This window comes from Rubrivivax gelatinosus IL144 (assembly GCF_000284255.1).
Lineage (GTDB): Bacteria > Pseudomonadota > Gammaproteobacteria > Burkholderiales > Burkholderiaceae_C > Rubrivivax > Rubrivivax gelatinosus_A.
Map to the genome: position 1 here is coordinate 1323205 of NC_017075.1, position 16928 is coordinate 1340132.

The 16928-nt window shown below is 71.4% G+C and carries 25 protein-coding genes; 1 reads left to right on the forward strand and 24 read right to left on the reverse strand.

Annotated elements, in window-relative coordinates:
• Position 1: 1 nt before the first annotated feature.
• From RGE_RS06235 to RGE_RS06260, 6 genes are all read right to left on the reverse strand, one after another.
• The gene (locus RGE_RS06235; RefSeq protein ID WP_014427483.1) at positions 2-370 is read right to left on the reverse strand and encodes a VOC family protein; all 369 of its coding nucleotides are present in this window, start codon (positions 368-370) and stop codon (positions 2-4) included.
• 79 nt (positions 371-449) lie between these two features.
• Complete coding sequence (locus RGE_RS23065; protein WP_014427484.1) at positions 450-1343, reverse strand: tetratricopeptide repeat protein; 894 nt, start codon at positions 1341-1343, stop codon at positions 450-452.
• A gap of 62 nt (positions 1344-1405) precedes the next feature.
• Positions 1406-2365 carry a DUF72 domain-containing protein gene (locus RGE_RS06245; RefSeq protein ID WP_014427485.1) on the reverse strand — a complete coding sequence of 320 codons (960 nt, stop codon included), beginning with the start codon at positions 2363-2365 and terminating at the stop codon, positions 1406-1408.
• 39 nt (positions 2366-2404) lie between these two features.
• The gene (locus tag RGE_RS06250) at positions 2405-2623 is read right to left on the reverse strand and encodes a DUF3079 domain-containing protein (RefSeq protein ID WP_014427486.1); all 219 of its coding nucleotides are present in this window, start codon (positions 2621-2623) and stop codon (positions 2405-2407) included.
• A 74-nt stretch (positions 2624-2697) separates the two neighbouring features.
• Positions 2698-3384, reverse strand: coding sequence for a TetR/AcrR family transcriptional regulator (locus RGE_RS06255; protein ID WP_014427487.1), 687 nt, complete (start codon positions 3382-3384; stop codon positions 2698-2700).
• Between the two features lie 258 nt (positions 3385-3642).
• The gene (locus tag RGE_RS06260) at positions 3643-4986 is read right to left on the reverse strand and encodes an outer membrane beta-barrel protein (RefSeq protein ID WP_014427488.1); all 1344 of its coding nucleotides are present in this window, start codon (positions 4984-4986) and stop codon (positions 3643-3645) included.
• A gap of 14 nt (positions 4987-5000) precedes the next feature.
• On the opposite strand from RGE_RS06260, the gene RGE_RS23965 reads away from it, so the two are divergent.
• Entirely contained in the window at positions 5001-5264 is a 264-nt protein-coding gene (locus RGE_RS23965) for a hypothetical protein (RefSeq protein WP_148280131.1), read from the forward strand.
• Positions 5265-5561: 297 nt separating this feature from the next.
• Here the strand turns inward: RGE_RS23965 and RGE_RS06265 are convergent, their stop codons facing one another.
• The 18 genes from RGE_RS06265 to RGE_RS06350 form a co-directional block, all read right to left on the reverse strand.
• Complete coding sequence (locus RGE_RS06265; protein WP_014427489.1) at positions 5562-6464, reverse strand: DAPG hydrolase family protein; 903 nt, start codon at positions 6462-6464, stop codon at positions 5562-5564.
• A gap of 25 nt (positions 6465-6489) precedes the next feature.
• Complete coding sequence (locus RGE_RS06270) at positions 6490-7281, reverse strand: EthD domain-containing protein (RefSeq protein ID WP_014427490.1); 792 nt, start codon at positions 7279-7281, stop codon at positions 6490-6492.
• A 320-nt stretch (positions 7282-7601) separates the two neighbouring features.
• Entirely contained in the window at positions 7602-8330 is a 729-nt protein-coding gene (locus RGE_RS06275; protein ID WP_014427491.1) for an SIR2 family NAD-dependent protein deacylase, read from the reverse strand.
• A complete protein-coding gene (locus RGE_RS06280; protein ID WP_014427492.1) occupies positions 8327-8644 on the reverse strand; it encodes an MliC family protein in 318 nt (105 codons plus the stop codon). The genes RGE_RS06275 and RGE_RS06280 overlap by 4 nt, the downstream gene beginning before the upstream one ends.
• Complete coding sequence (locus RGE_RS06285; protein WP_014427493.1) at positions 8641-9177, reverse strand: DUF523 domain-containing protein; 537 nt, start codon at positions 9175-9177, stop codon at positions 8641-8643. Before RGE_RS06285 ends, RGE_RS06280 begins: the two co-directional genes overlap by 4 nt.
• Positions 9178-9181: 4 nt before the next feature.
• Entirely contained in the window at positions 9182-10180 is a 999-nt protein-coding gene (locus RGE_RS06290; protein WP_014427494.1) for a GNAT family N-acetyltransferase, read from the reverse strand.
• A gap of 8 nt (positions 10181-10188) precedes the next feature.
• Complete coding sequence (locus tag RGE_RS06295) at positions 10189-10596, reverse strand: hypothetical protein (protein ID WP_014427495.1); 408 nt, start codon at positions 10594-10596, stop codon at positions 10189-10191.
• Positions 10593-11189 (reverse strand): GNAT family N-acetyltransferase, encoded by a 597-nt coding sequence (locus RGE_RS06300; RefSeq protein WP_014427496.1) that lies wholly within the window; start codon positions 11187-11189, stop codon positions 10593-10595. Before RGE_RS06300 ends, RGE_RS06295 begins: the two co-directional genes overlap by 4 nt.
• On the reverse strand, positions 11186-12232 hold the full coding sequence (locus RGE_RS06305; RefSeq protein WP_014427497.1) for a histone deacetylase family protein: 1047 nt from the start codon (positions 12230-12232) through the stop codon (positions 11186-11188). Before RGE_RS06305 ends, RGE_RS06300 begins: the two co-directional genes overlap by 4 nt.
• Positions 12233-12275: 43 nt before the next feature.
• Positions 12276-12698 (reverse strand): nucleotide triphosphate diphosphatase NUDT15, encoded by a 423-nt coding sequence (locus RGE_RS06310; RefSeq protein ID WP_014427498.1) that lies wholly within the window; start codon positions 12696-12698, stop codon positions 12276-12278.
• Complete coding sequence (locus RGE_RS06315) at positions 12695-13153, reverse strand: hypothetical protein (RefSeq protein ID WP_014427499.1); 459 nt, start codon at positions 13151-13153, stop codon at positions 12695-12697. The genes RGE_RS06310 and RGE_RS06315 overlap by 4 nt, the downstream gene beginning before the upstream one ends.
• Positions 13154-13259: 106 nt before the next feature.
• Complete coding sequence (locus RGE_RS06320; RefSeq protein WP_014427500.1) at positions 13260-13880, reverse strand: class I SAM-dependent methyltransferase; 621 nt, start codon at positions 13878-13880, stop codon at positions 13260-13262.
• 6 nt (positions 13881-13886) lie between these two features.
• The gene (locus tag RGE_RS06325; protein ID WP_014427501.1) at positions 13887-14360 is read right to left on the reverse strand and encodes a DUF2127 domain-containing protein; all 474 of its coding nucleotides are present in this window, start codon (positions 14358-14360) and stop codon (positions 13887-13889) included.
• Positions 14361-14408: 48 nt separating this feature from the next.
• On the reverse strand, positions 14409-14915 hold the full coding sequence (locus RGE_RS06330) for a hypothetical protein (protein WP_014427502.1): 507 nt from the start codon (positions 14913-14915) through the stop codon (positions 14409-14411).
• Positions 14905-15345, reverse strand: coding sequence for an NUDIX hydrolase (locus RGE_RS06335; RefSeq protein WP_014427503.1), 441 nt, complete (start codon positions 15343-15345; stop codon positions 14905-14907). The genes RGE_RS06330 and RGE_RS06335 overlap by 11 nt, the downstream gene beginning before the upstream one ends.
• 99 nt (positions 15346-15444) lie before the next feature.
• Positions 15445-15891, reverse strand: coding sequence for an SRPBCC family protein (locus tag RGE_RS06340; RefSeq protein WP_014427504.1), 447 nt, complete (start codon positions 15889-15891; stop codon positions 15445-15447).
• 65 nt (positions 15892-15956) lie between these two features.
• Positions 15957-16334 carry a VOC family protein gene (locus RGE_RS06345; RefSeq protein WP_043783861.1) on the reverse strand — a complete coding sequence of 126 codons (378 nt, stop codon included), beginning with the start codon at positions 16332-16334 and terminating at the stop codon, positions 15957-15959.
• Positions 16335-16347: 13 nt separating this feature from the next.
• Positions 16348-16914, reverse strand: a complete 567-nt coding sequence (locus tag RGE_RS06350; RefSeq protein ID WP_014427506.1) for a GNAT family N-acetyltransferase — start codon at positions 16912-16914, stop codon at positions 16348-16350.
• Positions 16915-16928 lie beyond the last annotated feature (14 nt).

Sequence of the window (16928 nt, forward strand, 5' to 3'; positions counted from 1 at the left end):
CTCAGGCCGGCCGGTGGATCACCGCCTCGACGTTGTGACCGTCGGGGCCGATGACGAAGGCGGCGTAGTAGTTCGGGTGGTAGTGAGGGCGCAGCCCCGGGCCGCCGTTGTCCTGGGCGCCGGCGGCCAGCGCCGCGGCGTGGAAGGCGTCGACCTGGGCGCGGCTCTCGGCGACGAAGGCCAGGTGCAGCGGCGCGGGGGCAGTGGGCGTCTCGTACAGCCACAAGGACGGCTTGCCGTCGCGGCCCAGGCCGACGCTGCCGTCGGGGCCGCGCATCACGAGTTCGACCCGCAGCGGCGCCAGCGCCGCGAGGAAGAAGGTGCTGCTGGCTTCGATGTCGCGGACGCCGAAGCCGAGGTGGTCGAACATGCTTGCTCCCGGTCGCGGCGAGGGCCGCGTCGTGGCGACGATGCTAGGCGCTGGGCGGCGTCTTGCAGGCGGCAGCCGGTCAAGGGCGCAGCGCCTGGCGGCGTGCGGCGAGCTCGGCGGCGGCCGCGGCGTCGCCGCGGGCGCGCTGGATCGCCTCGAGTTCCTCCAGCACCTCGGCGTCGGGCCGGCCGGCGGCCGTCGCGGCGCGGTCCAGCGCGGTCTGGATCGCCAGCGCCTCTTCGAGCTGGCCGGCTTCGCGCAGCGCCCAGCCGAGCGCGAAGCGCGCGTCGGCGATGCGCTCGGGCTGGCCGCGTTCGAGGCGCAGCGCCAGCGCGGCGCGGAACTGGGCGATGGCTTCGGCGTGCCGGCCCAGGTCGTGCAGCGCCGTGCCGAGGTTGTTGCGCAGCGAAGCCTCCCAGCGACGCGCGGCGGGCTGCGGCGAGGCCGAGGCCAGGTCCAGTGCCTGCTGCGTCCAGCGCAGCGCGTCGGCCGGCTCGCGGTCGACGAAAGCCATCATGTGCAGTGCATCGACGGCCAGGCCGTCCAGGCCGCTGCGGCGCGCGAGCTCGGCGGCGGCCAGGTAGTCGGCACGCGCCGCCGCCAGCGCCTGCGGCGTGCGCGCCGCGTCGTCGTGCACCGGCGAGATCCTGGCGCGGCCTCGCTCCAGCAGGAAGCGCACGCTCGCTTCCGGGCCTGCGGTCGCGAGTTGTGGTTCGATCGCCGCCAGTTCGGCGAGCGCGCCGTCGAAGTCGCGCCGCAGGCCCTTGGTGCGCGCGATCTGGGTGCGCAGGACGAGCGCGTCGTCGCCGCGTGCGTCGGCCAGCGCGGCGCGGAAACGCTGCTCGCTCAGCGCCGGCTGGCCGAAGTCCCAGAGCGCGTCCAGGTCCAGCGCGGCGGCCGGCAGCGCCGACGCGGCGAACATCGTGGCCAGAAGGACGCGCAGCGCGCGGGGCAGGGTGGGAAGACGGCGCATCGGAACCTCGGTGTGAACCTGGCCCGATTCTGTGCGGTGGTGCCGGCGCCGCGACCCCGCGTTCAGGAGGCGCGGCGGCCGTGCCCCGGCGCTCGCGCGCGCACCGGCGGCGGCGAGGGCAGCGGCGGGCGTGGCCCGGTCAGCCCGGTCGGCACGCTCAGCCGCTGCGCCAGCGCGGCGGCGTCGTAGGGCGCGTGCACCTTCACGTCGTTGTCGAAGTAGACGTAGACCTCGCGCGCCGCGGCGCGTGGCGCCGGCTCGGGCGATGCGCGGCGGGCGTCGTCAACCTCGCCGCCGCGGGCCCAGGCCTCGATGCGGCGCGCCCAGTCGTCGAGCGCGGCGTCGCCGTAGCCGCTGGCGTAGAGCTCGGCGTCGCCGTGCAGGCGCAGGTAGACGAAGTCGGCACACAGGTCTTCCAGCAGCGGCCAGCGGCCGGCTGTGTCGGCGACGACCAGCGCCACCCGGTGGCGGCGCAGCAGCGCGACGAACTCCGGCGTCGCGAAGCTGGCGTGGCGGATCTCGACCGCGTGGCGCAGCCGTCGCCGCGGCCCGGCGTCCAGCCAGGGCTCGGCGATGCGCGCATCGTGCCCGGCGGCCAGCGTGGCCGCGGCGGTGGTGTCCTGCGGCAGCAGCGCGAGGAAGTCGTCGAAGCGCGCGGCGTCGTAGCGCATCTGCGGCGGGAACTGCCACAGCAGCGGCCCCAGGCGCTCGCCCAGCGCCAGCAGCCCGGAGGCGAAGAAGTTGGCCAGCGGCACGCGCACGTCCTTCAGCCGGCGCAGATGGGTGATGTAGCGCGGCCCCTTGATGGCGAAGACGAAGCCCTCGGGCGTCGCCGCGTGCCAGGCGCGGTACGAGGACGGCGTCTGCAGCGAGTAGAACGAGCCGTTCAGCTCGATCGTCGGCAGCTGGCGCGACGCGAACGCGAGCTCGTCGCGCTGCACGAGATCGGGCGGATAGAAGACGCCGCGCCAGGGCGCGTAACGCCAGCCGGAGATGCCGATGCGGATCGTGCCGCGTGCCATCGCCCGCGCACGGCAAGCGCCGTACCGCGGGGACGCGCCTCAGGCGGCGGGCGTCTCGTCGGCCGGCGTGGTGTCGGTGGCGGTCTCGCCCGACGGCGGCACCCAGTCGTGCCAGTCGGGGCCGAAGAACTCGACCGGGTGCTGGGTGCGCTCGGAGCCGTTGCCGCAGATCAGCTGGTCGGCGGCGCAATAGCGGTCGCAGCCCCAGCAGGTGCGTTCAGGGTGCGGCGGGTTGATCGGGAAACGTTTGGTGGCCATGCGCGGGGCGCCGGCCGGGAGCACGGCGCCGGGCCAGTGTCGCCGCGCATCTCGCGGCGTGGTTTTGAGTTCCGTCAAGCTGACGGGAGCCCGCCAGGACGCCGCTGCTCGGGGCAGTAGGCGGCGAGGATGGTGTCCACCGCGATCGCCACCTTGCGTGCGACCTCGGCCGGGCTGGGCCGGTCGGTCGGGTTCAGCAGCGAGTTGATGACCGGCAGGCCCAGACACAGCGAGCAGAAGCTGTCGGCGGCGATTTCGGCTCGCGTGGCGTCGAAACCCGGTTGCGACTCGAGGTAGCTCTTCAGCAGGAAGGTCGCGCGCAACGGCCCGGAGCGCAGCAGCTTCAGCGCGAGTTCGGGGAACTCGGCCGCTTCCTCGACCAGTATCCTGAACAGGGAGCCCATGCGCGGGTCGTACATCGTCGCGAACAAGGTGTGCCCGAAGGCCGTCATCACCTCGACCAGACCGGCGCCGCCCGCCAGCTGGCTGCTGAACACCTGCTCCACCTGTTCGATCTGGTGCTCGATGACCGCGCCGAACAGCTCGCCCTTGGTGGCGTAGCGCGCGTACAGCGTGCCTTTGGAGCCGCCGAGCTTGGCGATGATGTCGGAGATCTTGGTGTTGCGGTAGCCGTTCTCCAGGAACACCTCGGCCGCGATCTCCAGCAGCTCCGCCGACTTGTGTTCGGCCTCGGCGACGGTCGGCCGACCCGGGCGACGGGCTCGTCGTGGGCTGGCGTTCTGCGGCGGGGAGGGTTCCATCTCGGTCTCGGCAAGTCCATGCGCGCTGTGACGCCGGCGTGCGACTTGGCGTCGCGCATGAACAACCTGACGGCGGAACCCGGCGCCGCGACGGCGCATGGGCGTCCGGGCCGGAGACGGAGCCTGTCATGGGCGATTTCGCCCTGGCTCCGGTCCGGCGGAATTGTATCGGCGCCTCGTGGCGGCCTTCCCGCGCCGCACTCCGGACCGCACCCCGGACGATAGGCCCGGAGGTGGCGGCCAGGGCCGACGGCAGCGTCAGAAGTAGATCCGCGCGTCGACCGACAGCGTGGTCTGCTGCTGCTTGGTGTGGTCGCCGAAGGCCTTGAGGACGCCGCGATCGGTCTGCCAGTCGTAACGCAGTTCCGGTCTCAGCACGACGTTGGGCGTCAGCGAGTACGAGATGCCGGTGGTGACACCGTGGAAGCGGCCGCGGGCCATCGTGTTGGGGAAGGTCGCAACGCCCCGTGTGTCGTTGAAGACCTCGGCGCGAACGCCAGCGGTCATCTGCGGCGACAAGCGGTAGCGCATGCCGGCATTGACCCCGTAATAGGCCCCACCCTTGTAGTAAGGGCCGTCGAATATGTCGACGGTGTCGGCCTTGCCGTCGCCGTCCTGGCGGCCACGCAGGTATTCGACGTGCATGCCCAGCGCTTCGCTGGCGTTGTAGATCATCGTCAGCGAGTGGTGCTGGCGGTTCTGGTTGCGCGGCGAACTGACGCGGTGGAACGGCATCTGCGTCGGATAACCGGGCTCGGTCTGCTCGGCGCCTGTCATGAAGCCGTAGTCGACGCGCCAGCGCATTTCCGGGCTGCGCCAGCGCAGCGCGCCGATGACGCTCTTGTCGTTGTTGTTGTCCTGCCAGTTGGCGCGGCCGTTGACGATGCCGAGTTCAGCCGCCATCAGCCCCCGCTCGCCGCGCATCACGTTCGCCGAGGCTAGCGCGCCGACGGCCTCGATCGGCTGCGAGGCGAAGGCGTAGGTCCGGGAATAGAACTGGCTCGGGTCGTAGCCGCCGGTGGTCGGCAGCAGGTGGCCGATGCCGGTCATGAAGCGGCCGATCGTCAGCACCACGCCTTCGCCGTAGGGGGCGTAGATCTGGGCGTAAAGGTTGGCGAATCCGAGGTAATTCTGGCGCGACTTGCCGTTCGGATCGTCGCTCGGCGCGCGGTTGACGCCCCAGTCGGCATCGAATCCATTGACCAGGGTGTGGATGCCGTCACGGCCATAGACCATGTCCATGCGCATGCCCCAATCCCATTCGGTCGCGGTCGGGCCGGGGAGCGGGCCCATTCGTGACAGGAGATTGGCTTTCAGCCGCCTTTCCAGCGTCCACTGGACACGGTTGAATTGCAATCCTTCGTCTGCCGGACCGACCATCGGGCCAGTGCTGTTGGCGCCCGTGGCGGTGTCGTGACTGGTGTTGCTGTTGGTCGAGAAGCCCAGCCAGACAAAACCCGAGGAGGAAATGCCGGTGTGCGGCTCGGGGTTCTCGAACATGCGATACGGTTTGCTTCCGTCACCCTCCGCCTGGGCTGCCGTCGCGGCCACGGTCAATGTCACGCCGAAGACGGCGCGTCGAATACTGGCGTTCATGATCATCTACCTCTTGCTTCATGCTTCTTGATGCCGTCGTCGCCTTTCGATGCCCGTATCCGGGGCCGCGGGTTGGCGATCTTTCGGCTGTTTCGCTGTTCTCCTGCTGCGCCCGCCGGTGGTTCCCGGTGCGTCGTGGCGTGCAGGCTGACGGCTCTTTTCCCGCGGTTCCAGCCAGTTCCGGCGTTGCCGCCGAAAACCTGCTGGTCGATTTCAAGAATCTGTTGCTGACCTGGCGCCCGCGCCTTTTTAAAAGGTGGCGCAGGTCGCGAATGAAGCGCTGACGATCCACCGTCCGGCATCGTCGGAATTCCCCGCCGATGCCGTGTCGATGTATCGTTCTGCGGAGTACGATAAAACGCGCGAAGCGCTCTATCGCGCGTCAAATGTCAGGCGTTGACATTTGGAATTTGCGCCGCCGCAAGGGGCGTGACGGCGAGTGGTGCTAACCGCAGCTTGGCGCGGGATGAAAAAAGGCTGCGCAACGCAGCAGCGTTGCACAGCCTGTGAATTGCCCTAGAGGGGCGCTTGACGATCTGTTCAAATCTCCGGCAGAAGTTGCCGGAATATCGCGAGAAGGCTCAGGCGAGCATATTTCCGCCGAGTTCCTTGTAGATTCTCGGGAGGAACTGCGCGTAGCGCGTGAACTCGCTCACGTTGTGCCGTGCGAGGCCTTGCACGCTTTCCGCCGGGACGCGCACGCCGGGCGGCAGCGTCAGCTCGGGACGTTTGCCGACGAGGCGATAGCCCATCCAGAACCGGGTGCGGTGCTCCAGCCCCTGGGGCGTCTCGCGGAAGATGTGGCACATCATCGCCGGCGCCGTGACGCTGTCGTCGGTCTTGTTCACCGACACCGCCCAGCCCTGGCCGCAGGCCACCGTGGCGACGGCCGGGCGCTTCCAGCGCGCCATGTCGAAGCCGAAGTCCTCGGGCGACTTGAAGTGGATGTCCACGTTGTCCATGCCGCAGTTGCAGTTCTCGGTGACGTGGTGCGTGACGCCCCAGTTGCGCTGCGACATCGGGATCGACTCGTCGAGCAGGCGCTTGCGGTTCTCGGGGCTGACCATGATCCCGGCGTGCTGCGGCGGGTACCAGATGCGGTAGCGCAGATCCTCCAGCGGGTGCCAGGCGAACCACCAGTCGATCATGTCGGCGGTGACGTCCGGGTACACCGACTTGTTGGCGATGAAGCCGGCGCCGTTGCGCAGGATGCACCAGCCGGCCTCGACCTCGAGGTAGCCCGGGTCGAGCAGGCGGTTCATGTCCTCGGGGAGCAGCGCCTTGTCGGGGTCGCAGGGCTGGTCCATCACCGCCATGGCCTTGGGGTCGGGCTGCGGGATCTCGTCGAAGAGATATTTCGCGAAGGGCCGCGCGCGTTCTTCCTCGGTCAGTTCGAGGAGCGAGGCCTTGACCTTGGTGTGGGCGAGATACTCCGTGTAGGTCTGCTGCACGGCGAGCTCGCGCAGAGTTTCGCTGGTTGCCATTTCTTGATACTCCGTTGAGTGGCCCTCAGGCCGCCGGGCGATAACCGTCGGTGTCGCGAATGATGACGATCTGCTTGGTCATCAGGAAGAACGACTTCGACCAGTTGACGAACTTGCGCGAGGACTTCTGCAGTGCCTCGTGGTATTCGCGGAAGGCGCCTGCCTGTTCCATCGTGTCGTACCAGTGGCAAGACACCAGGTTGTAGACCGGCGGGTTCACCTGCTTGAAGTGCTTGCGCGCCGCGGCGTCGTTGTCGTTCAGGCGCAAACGCCAGTTGGCCTGGCAGCGGCGGAGCTGGCTCTTGGCATACGGAGCCTTTTCCAGCGCTTCGTCGTGGGCTTCGCGCCAGTACTTCTGGAAGTCTTCCGGATAGATGCTGTCGTCACGCATGACGAAATGCATGACCTTCATCCCGCCCTGGTTCTTGAGTCCCGCCAGGCCGGGGTTGAACGACGGCACCGGACAGGCCACCGGAATTTCTTCCTCTTCGGCCATGACGGTGATGCTGTTGCATTCGTCGGCGAAGAACTGGCCGTCCGGGCCCACCGGCGTCGGCTCTTTCGGTTCGAGCGCGTTGATCATGTCCGGGAAGGTGTCGAACATCAGTTCGACGACCGCGTCGCGATCCGCGATCTGCTGGTGCGTCGAATCCTGCAGCGTCCCGAACGCGCTGTCGATGACGTGGTTCTGGATATAGGCGCGGAGCGACGAGCGATGTTCCCGTGCGAGCGTGCCGTGATAGAACTCGATATAGCGTTGGTAATCCGCTCGCGTCAGGCCGGGCCGTCTACGCGAGGCGGCGAGTAGTTTCAGCATGTCATTTCACCTCATGAATGAAGGCCGAGCTTTTGGGGTTGTCAGCTAAGCCCGTTTTGACCAATCGTACCCGCAGGAACGATTGGTCGGGCCATCGTATGCCTGTTGCATCACGGGGTCAACACGCTTTCGCAAGTCCGAGTTGCTCCCACGCGAAGGCGCGTTGCGTCGCGTGATGCGCCGCAGCGCTTGACGAGTGCGTGGGAGAGGCGTGCCCGGGGCGGCACGGCGCCCGACGGGGCGCCCGAATGCGCGGCGCAGCGCGCAGCGTCCGGCGCCTGGGCCGTAGGCCGCGTGCAAGAGCCGCTATGGGCTCGCGCTCAGGCGGTGCCCAGCCAGCGGGGCAGCAGTTCCTCGGCCGGGCCGATCAGCTCTTCGGCGAAAGCCGGGTGGCGCGGGCGCATCGGCTCGAGGTTGAGGTAGACGGTGTGGGCGCCGGCGTAGCGCGCGCCGCGCACGAACTCGGCCGCCGGGGTCACGGTGCCCGAGGTGCCGACGGCCACGAAGAGCTCGCATTCCTGCAGCGCCTGCTGCACGTGGCGCAGCGCCTGCATCGGCAGCATCTCGCCGAAGAGCACGATGTCCGGCCGCAGCGCCGAGCCGCAGTGCGGGCAGCGCGGCACCGCGCCGGCGTGCGTCGTCGAGTCGGGATAGGGCACGAGCGCGCAGTCGTCGTTGCTGCAGCGCGTCGTGCTGACGTTGCCGTGCAGCTCGACGACACGCCGGCTGCCGGCGCGCTGGTGCAGGCCGTCGATGTTCTGCGTGATCAGCAGGAAGTCGTGCTCGGGCCCGAGCGCCGCCTCGAAGCGCGCCAGCGCGAGGTGCGCGGCGTTGGGCTCGGCGGCGGCTACCGGCTCGCGCATGCTGCCGAACAGCGCCCAGGTGCGCTGCGGCTGGGTGTGCAGCGTGTGCACGTGGCCGCATTCGGCGACCTGGGCGTCGTCCCAGATGCCGCCCGGGCCGCGATAGGTGCGCAGCCCCGATGCGGCGGAGATGCCGGCGCCGGTGAGGAAGACGATGCGGCGGTAGTGCGACAGCTCGGGGTTCATCGTTCGGCGAGCGGCTTGCGGCGCACCTCGCGGCAGTCGACCGGCACCCGCCGCCCGATCTCCAACTGCAGTTCCGTGCCCTTGCCACGCAGGCCGACGCGGCCGTTGGAGTAGGCGTAGCCCGAGCCGGTGCGCTGCTGCGGCAGTTCCAGCGTGTCGCCGTCCCAGGCCAGACGCGCAAGCTCGCGCTCCGGCACGAAGACGACGTCCAGCGTGCGTCCGTCGTCGCAGGCGAACAAGGCGTGGATCTCGTCGACGGTCGGCGCGGCGCAGGCGGTGGCGGCGACCGGGGCGAAGAAGACCAGGCGTTTCATCGGGGCTCCGCGGGTTGGGATGGGGGGATCGTGCCGCCGTCCAGCGCCCGAAGCCAGCGATCCGCGGCTTCGATCTCGGTGTCGGCGAACACGGCCAGGCCGGCCGCCGCCAGCCGCTCGGCGGCGACGCCGCGGCCCGGCACCGTCGCGCCGGTGAAACAGCCGTCGTGCACGCAGCGGCTGCCGCACGAGGGGCTGGCGTCCTTCAGCAGTGCGACCGTGGCGCCGGCCGCCTGCGCGGCCCGCAGCGCGGCTTCGGCGCCGGCGACGAAGGCGGCGCTCAGATCCCGGCCGTCGCGCGCGAGCACCCGTGCGCGCCCGGCCAGCACCGCGGCCGCGTCGGCCCCGGGTTCGATCTCGGCCGGCGGCCGCGGCACCGCCAGGCCGGCGGCGCATTCGGGGCAGAAGCCGAGGACCCGGCCTTCGGCCTGCCAGCGCCGCAGCACCGCTGCGTCCAGGCGTTTGTGGCCGCCGTCCCAGCGCACCGCGTCGCCGAACAGGCAGGCGCTGACGAGCACGCGGGCCGGTGCCATCGCGTCAGTCGGCCGGGCGGGCGTAGACCAGCGTCGGGATGCCGTCGTCTTCGTCGCGGCGTTCGACGCAGTGCATGCCGGCCTTCTCGATGACGCGCCGCGACGCGAGGTTGGGCTCGGCGACGGTGGCGATGACCGGCCCGATGCCACGCGCGTCGGCCCAGCCCAGCAGGCCTTGCAGCGCCTCGCTGGCCAGGCCCTGGCCCCAGTGTTCGCGTGCGAAGGCGTACTTGGCCTCGGGCTCGACCTGGCCGCCCGGGTGCACCAGGCCGCAGAAGCCGACGATGCGGCCGTCGCTGCGCCGCTCCAGCGTTGCCATGCCGTAGCCGCGTGTCGCGTCGTTGATCGCGGTGACGCGCCGCCAGGCTTCGCACTCGGCCGGCGTGATGCCGCGGCCGTCGCCGGCCCAGCGCATCGCGTCGGCGTCGCCGTAGACACGCTGCAGCGCTTCGTGGTCTTCGGGCCGCCAGCGCCGGCAATGCAGCCGCTCGGTGTCGAACAGCGCCGCCGGCGCGGCGGGCGCCAGTTCGCGGCTCATGTAGAGCACCTCGAACGGCAGGTGCTCGAAACGCCGCGCAGTGCCGGCGACGAAACCCAGGCGCTCGTACCAGCGCACCAGCTCGCCGTGCGCGGCGATGACGCCGATGCTGACGCGCGCAGCGCCCCAGCCGGCGGCGGCGGCCAGCACGGCCTCGCTCAGCGCGCGGCCGACGCCGCGCCGGCGCCAGGGCGGCAGCACCGACAGACGGTTCAGGTAGACGGTGCCGGGTTCGGCCGGGAAGTCCAGCGCGACGCAGCCGGCGGCCTCGCCGTCGACGCGCGCCAGGATGTAGCGCTGGCCGCGTGCGTTCTCGTCGGCGATCCACGCCGGCGTGCAGAACGACGGGTGTTTCGGGCAGTTGGTTTCGGTGAGGCCGAAACGTGCGGCGACGTCGGCGTTGGAATGCGCGACGATCGCCGCGATCAGTTCGCGGTCGTCGGCGGTGGCGGGCAGCAACTGCATGGGGGGCTTCAGTGGGACGAGCGCATGCGCTCGCGGCGCTCGGCCGGGTCGATGACGACGCGGTCCAGCCAGATCAGGAAACGTCGCGTGCGCAGCGCCTGGGCCTGCGTCAGCTCGCGGCGCAGCGTGCGCGCCTCGATGCGTTCGACACCCCCGTCCTCGTCGCGCCGCAGCCCGCGCGGGTGGCGGTGGCGCAGCGACGGGAAGACCGGCAGCTCGGGCACGACGCGGCGCACGTGGTCCAGTCGCAGCCAGCGTTCGGAACCCTCGCCTTCGACGATGTCGATCGGGACGTGGCGGAACTCGTGGTGCCGGCCTTCCAGGTCGCGCCAGGCGAAGGCGCGCAGGCGCTCGTAGATCCACAGCACCGCCTCGATGACGACGGCGCCGACGGCTTCGATCGGGGTGCGGATCACGGCAGCGTCGAGCCGGGCTGGTCGCGCGGCACCCGTTCGAGGTACTCGGCGACACCGGCGTCGCCCAGGCACTTGAGCATCGCCGTCGTCGTGCGCGTGCTTCCGTCGGCGGCTTCGACCGGCCGCGTGCGCAGCGCCTCGTAGCCGCAGCGGCGCCAGAAACGTTCGGCGCGTTCGTTGCCGACGACGACGCCCAGCCGCAGCCAGCGGGCGCCTTGCGCGCGCGCCCAGGCTTCGAGCGCGGCGTGCAGTTCGGCGGCGGCGCCGGTGCCGCGCTGGCGCGGATGCAGCAGGAACAGCGCCGTGTGCCAGCAGCCCGGCGTGCCGAGGTCGGCGATGACCAGCAGCACGCCGGCCAGCGCGCCGTCGGGCTCGAAGGCGCCGGCGCACCAGTGGCGCGTCCAGCTCAGGTGTTCGGGCGGGCGTTCGGCGAACATCTCGGCGGCTTCGTTTGCCGCCGGCGGCAGGCCGCCGACCAGGACGTAGAAGTCGCTGCAGGCCTCCAGCAGCGCCTGCAAGGCCGGCACTTCGCCGGCCGCGAGTTCGCGCACGGTCAGTCGCGGCGTCGTGAACAGCGCTGGCATGTCGTTCATCGCGCCGCGGCCTCGAAGCCTTCGAGCACGTTGACGACGTTGACGCCCATCGCCGCGACGGCGTAGCCGCCTTCGAGCGTGAACACCGTCGGCAGCCCGGCGCCGGCGATCTCCGCGCCGACCCTCAGGTAGTCGTCGCTGGCCAGGCGGAAGCGCGAGATCGGATCGCCTTCGTAGGTGTCGACGCCGAGTGCCACGACCAGCGCGTCGGGCGCGAAGGCGGCGATGCGCGCCAGCGCCGTGCCCAGCGCCTGGCGCCAGCCGGCGAAGTCGGTGCCGGCGGGCAGCGGCAGGTTGAGGTTGCAGCCCAGGCCGTGCACAGCGCCGGTCTCGTCGGCGTGGCCGAGGTAGAACGGGTATTCGGTGCGCGGGTCGCCGTGGATCGACACCGTCAGCACGTCGGCACGTTCGTAGAACAGGCTCTGCGTGCCGTTGCCGTGGTGGTAGTCGACGTCGAGCACCGCGACGCGGCGTGCGCCGCCGTCGCGCAGCGCCTGGGCGGCGACCGCGGCGTTGTTGACGAAGCAGTAGCCGCCGAAGAAGTCGTGGCCGGCGTGGTGGCCCGGCGGGCGGGTCAGCGCCAGCGCGGCGCGCGCGCCGCCGGTCACCGCCGTGGCGGCCGCCGCCGCGCAGGCCGCGCCGGCTTCGGCCGCGGCCCAGGTGCCGGCGGTCAGCGGCGTGCCGGCGTCGAAGGAGTACAGGCCCAGCCGGGCGGCGAAGTTGTCGGGCTCGAGGTCGGCACGGAAGCCGCGCACCGGCCAGACCGAGGGCAGGGCGTCGAGCGCGGCGTTGGCCGGGTCCAGCGCCACCCAGTCGTCCCAGGCGGTCTCGAGGAAGCGCAGGTAGCGTGACGCGTGCACCGCTTCGAGCAGCGCCCGCGGCACCGGCGGCGGCGCCTGGATCTCGCCCAGCGGCCGGCGGCCGAGTTCGGCCAGCACGTGCTCCAGCCGCGCCGGCACCTCATGGCAGGGCACGAGCTTGCCGCGGAACATCTCCTGGCGCCCGTCGTGGGCGGCGTGGCGGGGGTTGGCGTAGATCAGCATCGTGCAGACGGCTCGCGGGCGAAGCCTTCGATGCTACGCCGCGTCAGACGCCCGGCGGCCGCCAGCCCGAGGCGTGCACGCTGGCCGCCGGCGCGAACAGCGGCTGCGGCAGCGCGTCCCAGGAGAACCAGCGCCATTCGGCGCAGCGCTCGGGCTCCATCGCACGCGGCTCGCCGTCGGCCGCGGGCACGACGGTGATCAGCGTCACGTAGTGCCGGCCGACGTCGGCAAAGACGTTGTTCACCCAGGTCGCGGCGAGCACCTCGCGGGCGACCAGGCCGGTCTCTTCCTGCAGCTCGCGGCGCGCGCAGTCCTCGGGCGTCTCGCCGAACTCCAGGTGGCCGCCAGGCGGCGCCCAGGTGCCCTGGCCGTGCGCGCCCAGGCGCCGGCCCAGCAGCACGAGGCCGTCGCGCACGACGATGACGCCGACGCCGACGCGCGGCGCCTCGGTCTGCGGCGTGCTCAACGCGGGGCGAACGCCTGCTCGAAGCGCTTGCGGTCGAGGTAGCGCGTGTAGCCTTGCAGCGTCTGGGCGACCGCCGGGTTGGTCGTCAGCTCCATGAACGCGACGCGGCCCAGCGCCTCGAAGGCCTTGCCCAGCGAATCGCTGCCTTCGGCTTTCATCAGCGCGCGCACCTGGTCGACGCAGCGCACGGTGATCAGCTGGGTCACCAGATCGGCGACGCGGCGCTGCGACTCGTCGGCTGCGGCCATGCTGACCTGGCTCAGGTCTTCCAGGCTGGGGTGCGTGGCCATCGCGATGAAGATCCAGCGCGTCAGGTCCTTGCGGTCCTTGCCGGTGGTGTTGTCGGTCATGCAGGTCGACACGGCGTCGACGGCGGGGCTGGCCAGCGCGGGGGCGGCGAGGGTGCCGGCCAGGGCCAGCGCGGCGGCCGCGCTTGCGGCGATACGGAGGTTCATCGCGTCTCGGGAGGTGCTGCGGCCCGTGCCCGGCACCGACCATCGGCCCCGGCGGCGCGGGCCGCGTCGCGCAGGATAGCCCGACCGTGACGGTGTGTAACCCGCTTCAATCGACCCGCGCGAGGATCGCGACGCGGCCTTTGTCGCGGCCGCCGTTCGGCCGGTTCAGGAACTCGTGCCGCACGACGATGAAACCTTCGGCCTCGAGCATCGCCAAGCTGGTCTCGGGCGGGTGCGAGTCGTAGAAGAACTCGTGACCGAACATCGTGTCGGTGAAAGCCGGGTGCGCCGAGCCGCCGACGGTCAGCATGAAGCGCGCGCCGGGGGCGAGTGCCGCACGCACGCGGCGCAGGATGGCGGCGTGCGCCGCGCGCGGAATGTGGAACAGCGAGTCCCAGGCCAGCGCCGCGGCATAAGGGCCATCGGGCTCGAAACCTTCGAGCCGCGCCAGGCGCCAGTCGTGGCCGGGCAGGCGTGCGCGCGCCAGCGCCAGCATCGATGCCGACTGGTCGACACCGGTGACACGCAAGCCTCGCTCCGCCACGGCCTCGGCCATCGGCCGGCCGCTGCCGCAGCCCAGGTCGAGCACGCGCGCGCCAGGGGGCAGGCCGTCGAGCAGCTGCGCCAGCAGGCCCGCCTCGGCGTCCGACATCCGCGTGCGTGCATCCTCCCAGTCGGCCGCGATGGCGTCGTAGGAGCGGCAGTTGAGCGTGTGTGGGTCGTGCATGCAGCCTCAGCGAGCCTGCGCCGCGCGCCGCGCCCGCAGCGTCATCACCATCACGGCGACGACGGCGACGTTGGCCGCCATCACGCCCAGGCCCAGCGCGGTCGGTTTGTGCAGCACCTCGGCCAGTTCGATCGGCACGTAGATCGCGCCGCCGCTGGCGGCCAGCCATTCGGCCCAGGCGCGTTCGCGGTACAGGCCCCAGGCCTCGACCAGGCGCAGCAGCGAGTAGGCGATCGCGCCCAGCGCCAGCCACACCAGCCTGGGCGTCTGCAGGTGCGAAGCGGCGTCGATGAGGATCTGCGGGTAGTGCGACGCCGGATTCAGGTGCGAGTAACGCACCAGCCGCGCGGCGAGCGCGCCCAGGTCGGCGTGCACCAGCGACAGCAGCCCGCTGGCCGCCAGCAGCACGACGAGGCCCTTGGCGGCCTCGAACGCGGCGATGGTGCGGATGGCGCGGCGGGCGGTCGACGGGCTGGGCATCGCGGGATTCTGACCGCCGGCCGGGACTGGTGGATCCGTGGGCGAGGTTCAGCCGATCGCGAAGGCCAGCCGGTCCGACGCATCCCAGACGTGGAGGTCGTCGCTCTGGTAGCCGCGCAGCCAGACCTGGCCGTCGGCGCGGCGGAGGTAGAAGCCGCGCGGCTGCGTCGGGTCTGCGGGCTCCGGCGACACCACGGTCAACGAACCCGGCGGCGCACGATGACGGGTCGGTGCCGCCACGACCTCGGCCTGCCCGGGCCACTGCAGGCGCAGCCAGGGCGCCAGCGCCAGCGGCGCCGGATGCCAGCCGCGGCGGGCCGCGGCGGCCAGCAGTTCCGGCCAGGTCGCGCCCTGCGCGAAGCCCAGCCCGGCGACGTCGGCGATGCCGAGCGAGATCGTCCGTACCGGCACGACCTTCTGGAACGCCGGCGATGCGAGCAGTTCCAGCGCACGCTCGTTCAGCGCGATGCCGCCACGCCGCAACTCGGCCAGCAGCCCGGCGCCATCGAGGCCGCCGATGCGAACCTGCGAAGGCGGGGCCGTCTCAGCGCCCACCGTCCCAGCCGAACTCCGAATACAGCTCGCCGGCCGCGATGCACGCCAGCGCGTGGCGCACGTAGGGCACCATCGTCTCGGGCAGCGCGTCCAGCGGGTACCAGGCGAGTTCGCTGCACTTGTGCGGCTCGCGGTTCTCGGGCTCGCCCTGCCAGCGTTCGGCGGCGAAGAACATCGACATGCGTTCGTTGTCGCTGCGGCGGTGGATCAGGTGCACGAGGCGCAGGTCCTCGGGCGCGATGGCGAGGCCGGCCTCCTCGAGCGCTTCGCGCGCCATCGCGGCGCGGGACGGTTCGCCGCCGTCGACGTGGCCGGCGACCAGGCTGTGGAGCCCGTCGGCATAACCGGTGTTGGCGCGCTGCAGCAGCAGCACGTGGCCATCGCGCACGAGCACGAGGTGGACTTCGGGGATCAGGGAAAAGCGTGCCATGCGGCGACGCTAACCGATGCGGCGCTCGGTCCTCGCGCGTGAAATCGCGTTCGGGCCCTCGGCAGGCGCACGACGCCTTCCGGCGTCCTGCGTCCAGGCTCAGGCCGGGATCTCGGGCTCCACCAGCCAGGCGAGCTGGGCCAGCGACTCCTGCCAGCCCAGGTGGCACATCTCCAGCGGGATCGCGTCCGGGATGCCGCTCTGCTGCACCGCGAGCGCCGTGCCGCAGCTGACCGTCGCGAAGCTGACCGCGGTGCGCATCTCGCCGGGCAGCGCGGGGTCGTCGAAGCGGTCGGTGTAGACCAGCCGCCGGCCGGGATCGACCTCCAGGTACTCGCCGCCGAACGAATGCACGCCGCCGTGGCCGAAGTTGCGGAAACTCATGCGGAAACGCCCGCCGGTGCGCACGTCCAGCGTCTCGACGCGGCAGGTGAAGCCGTAGGGCGGCAGCCAGCGCACCAGCGCGTCGGCTTCGGTGAAGGCGCGGAAGACCTTGTCGGCCGGGGCGCGCAGCACGCGGTGCAGGTGGATCGTGCGGTCGGTCATCGTCGGCTCCTCGGGTGGTTCGTCGGCGCCGCGGCGCGGGCAGCAGGCGTGCCCGCCGGCGGCCGTCAGGCCGGCGCGTCGCTGCGCGGCAGCCGCTGCGCGATGCGCCAGAGCACGCCCGAGGGGTCGAACAGCGTGAAGTCGCGCATCGCCCAGGGCCGGTCTTCGGGCGTGCCGATCGAGGTGTCGAAGCGCTCGGCGACGCCGCGTGCCAACGCATGCCAGGCCTCGACGTCCAGCACCTGCAGGTGCATCTGGTAGTTCGCGGCGAAATCCGGCGCCTCGAAGTCCTGCAGCAGGAAAGCGCAGTCGCCGTGGCAGAGGTAGGCGAGCTCGCCGTCGGTCCAGTGCAGTTCGAAGCCCAGCGCCTGGTAGAAGTCCAGCGACCGCGCGAAGTCGCGCGCCGGGACGAAAGCCTTGATCTCTTCGGTCTGCAGCGTCATCACGGTCTCCTGTTCATTCCAGGGCGAGGGAGATGCGCCAGCGCAGCCCCGGCGTGCTGCCGAACTGCTCCGGTTGCGTGAACCGTTCGAGCAGCACGCCGCCGTTGGCGACGATGACGCGCTGCGAGGCCAGGTTGTCGGGATCGGTGGTGATGTCCACCCAGGGCAGGCCGACGGCGCGCGCCTCGGGCAGCATCTGCCGCAGCGCCGCGGTGGCGTGGCCGCGGCGGCGCTTCCAGGGCACGACCGAGTAGCCGATGTGGCCCAGGCAGTACGGCGGCAGTTCGGGCGTGCCGCGCTGCCAGCGCAGGCCGATGACGCCGGCAAAACCCTCGTCGTCCCACATCCAGCGGCGCAAGCCCGGCAGCCGCGCGACCTGGCTGCCGTCGGGCAGCGTCACCGGCGCGCCGCGGCCCTGGCGGTCTTCGAGCAACTCGACGAAGACCGCCGGCGCGCGCTCGATCGCGGCCAGCTCCTCGCGTGCCGCGTCGGCGCCGCGCACCGTGTCGGCCGACCAGCCGGCCTGCAGCGCGGCGGTGTAGCCGGGCAGGTGTTCGAGGGTGGGGCGGACGAGGTGCATGGCGTGGGGCGGGC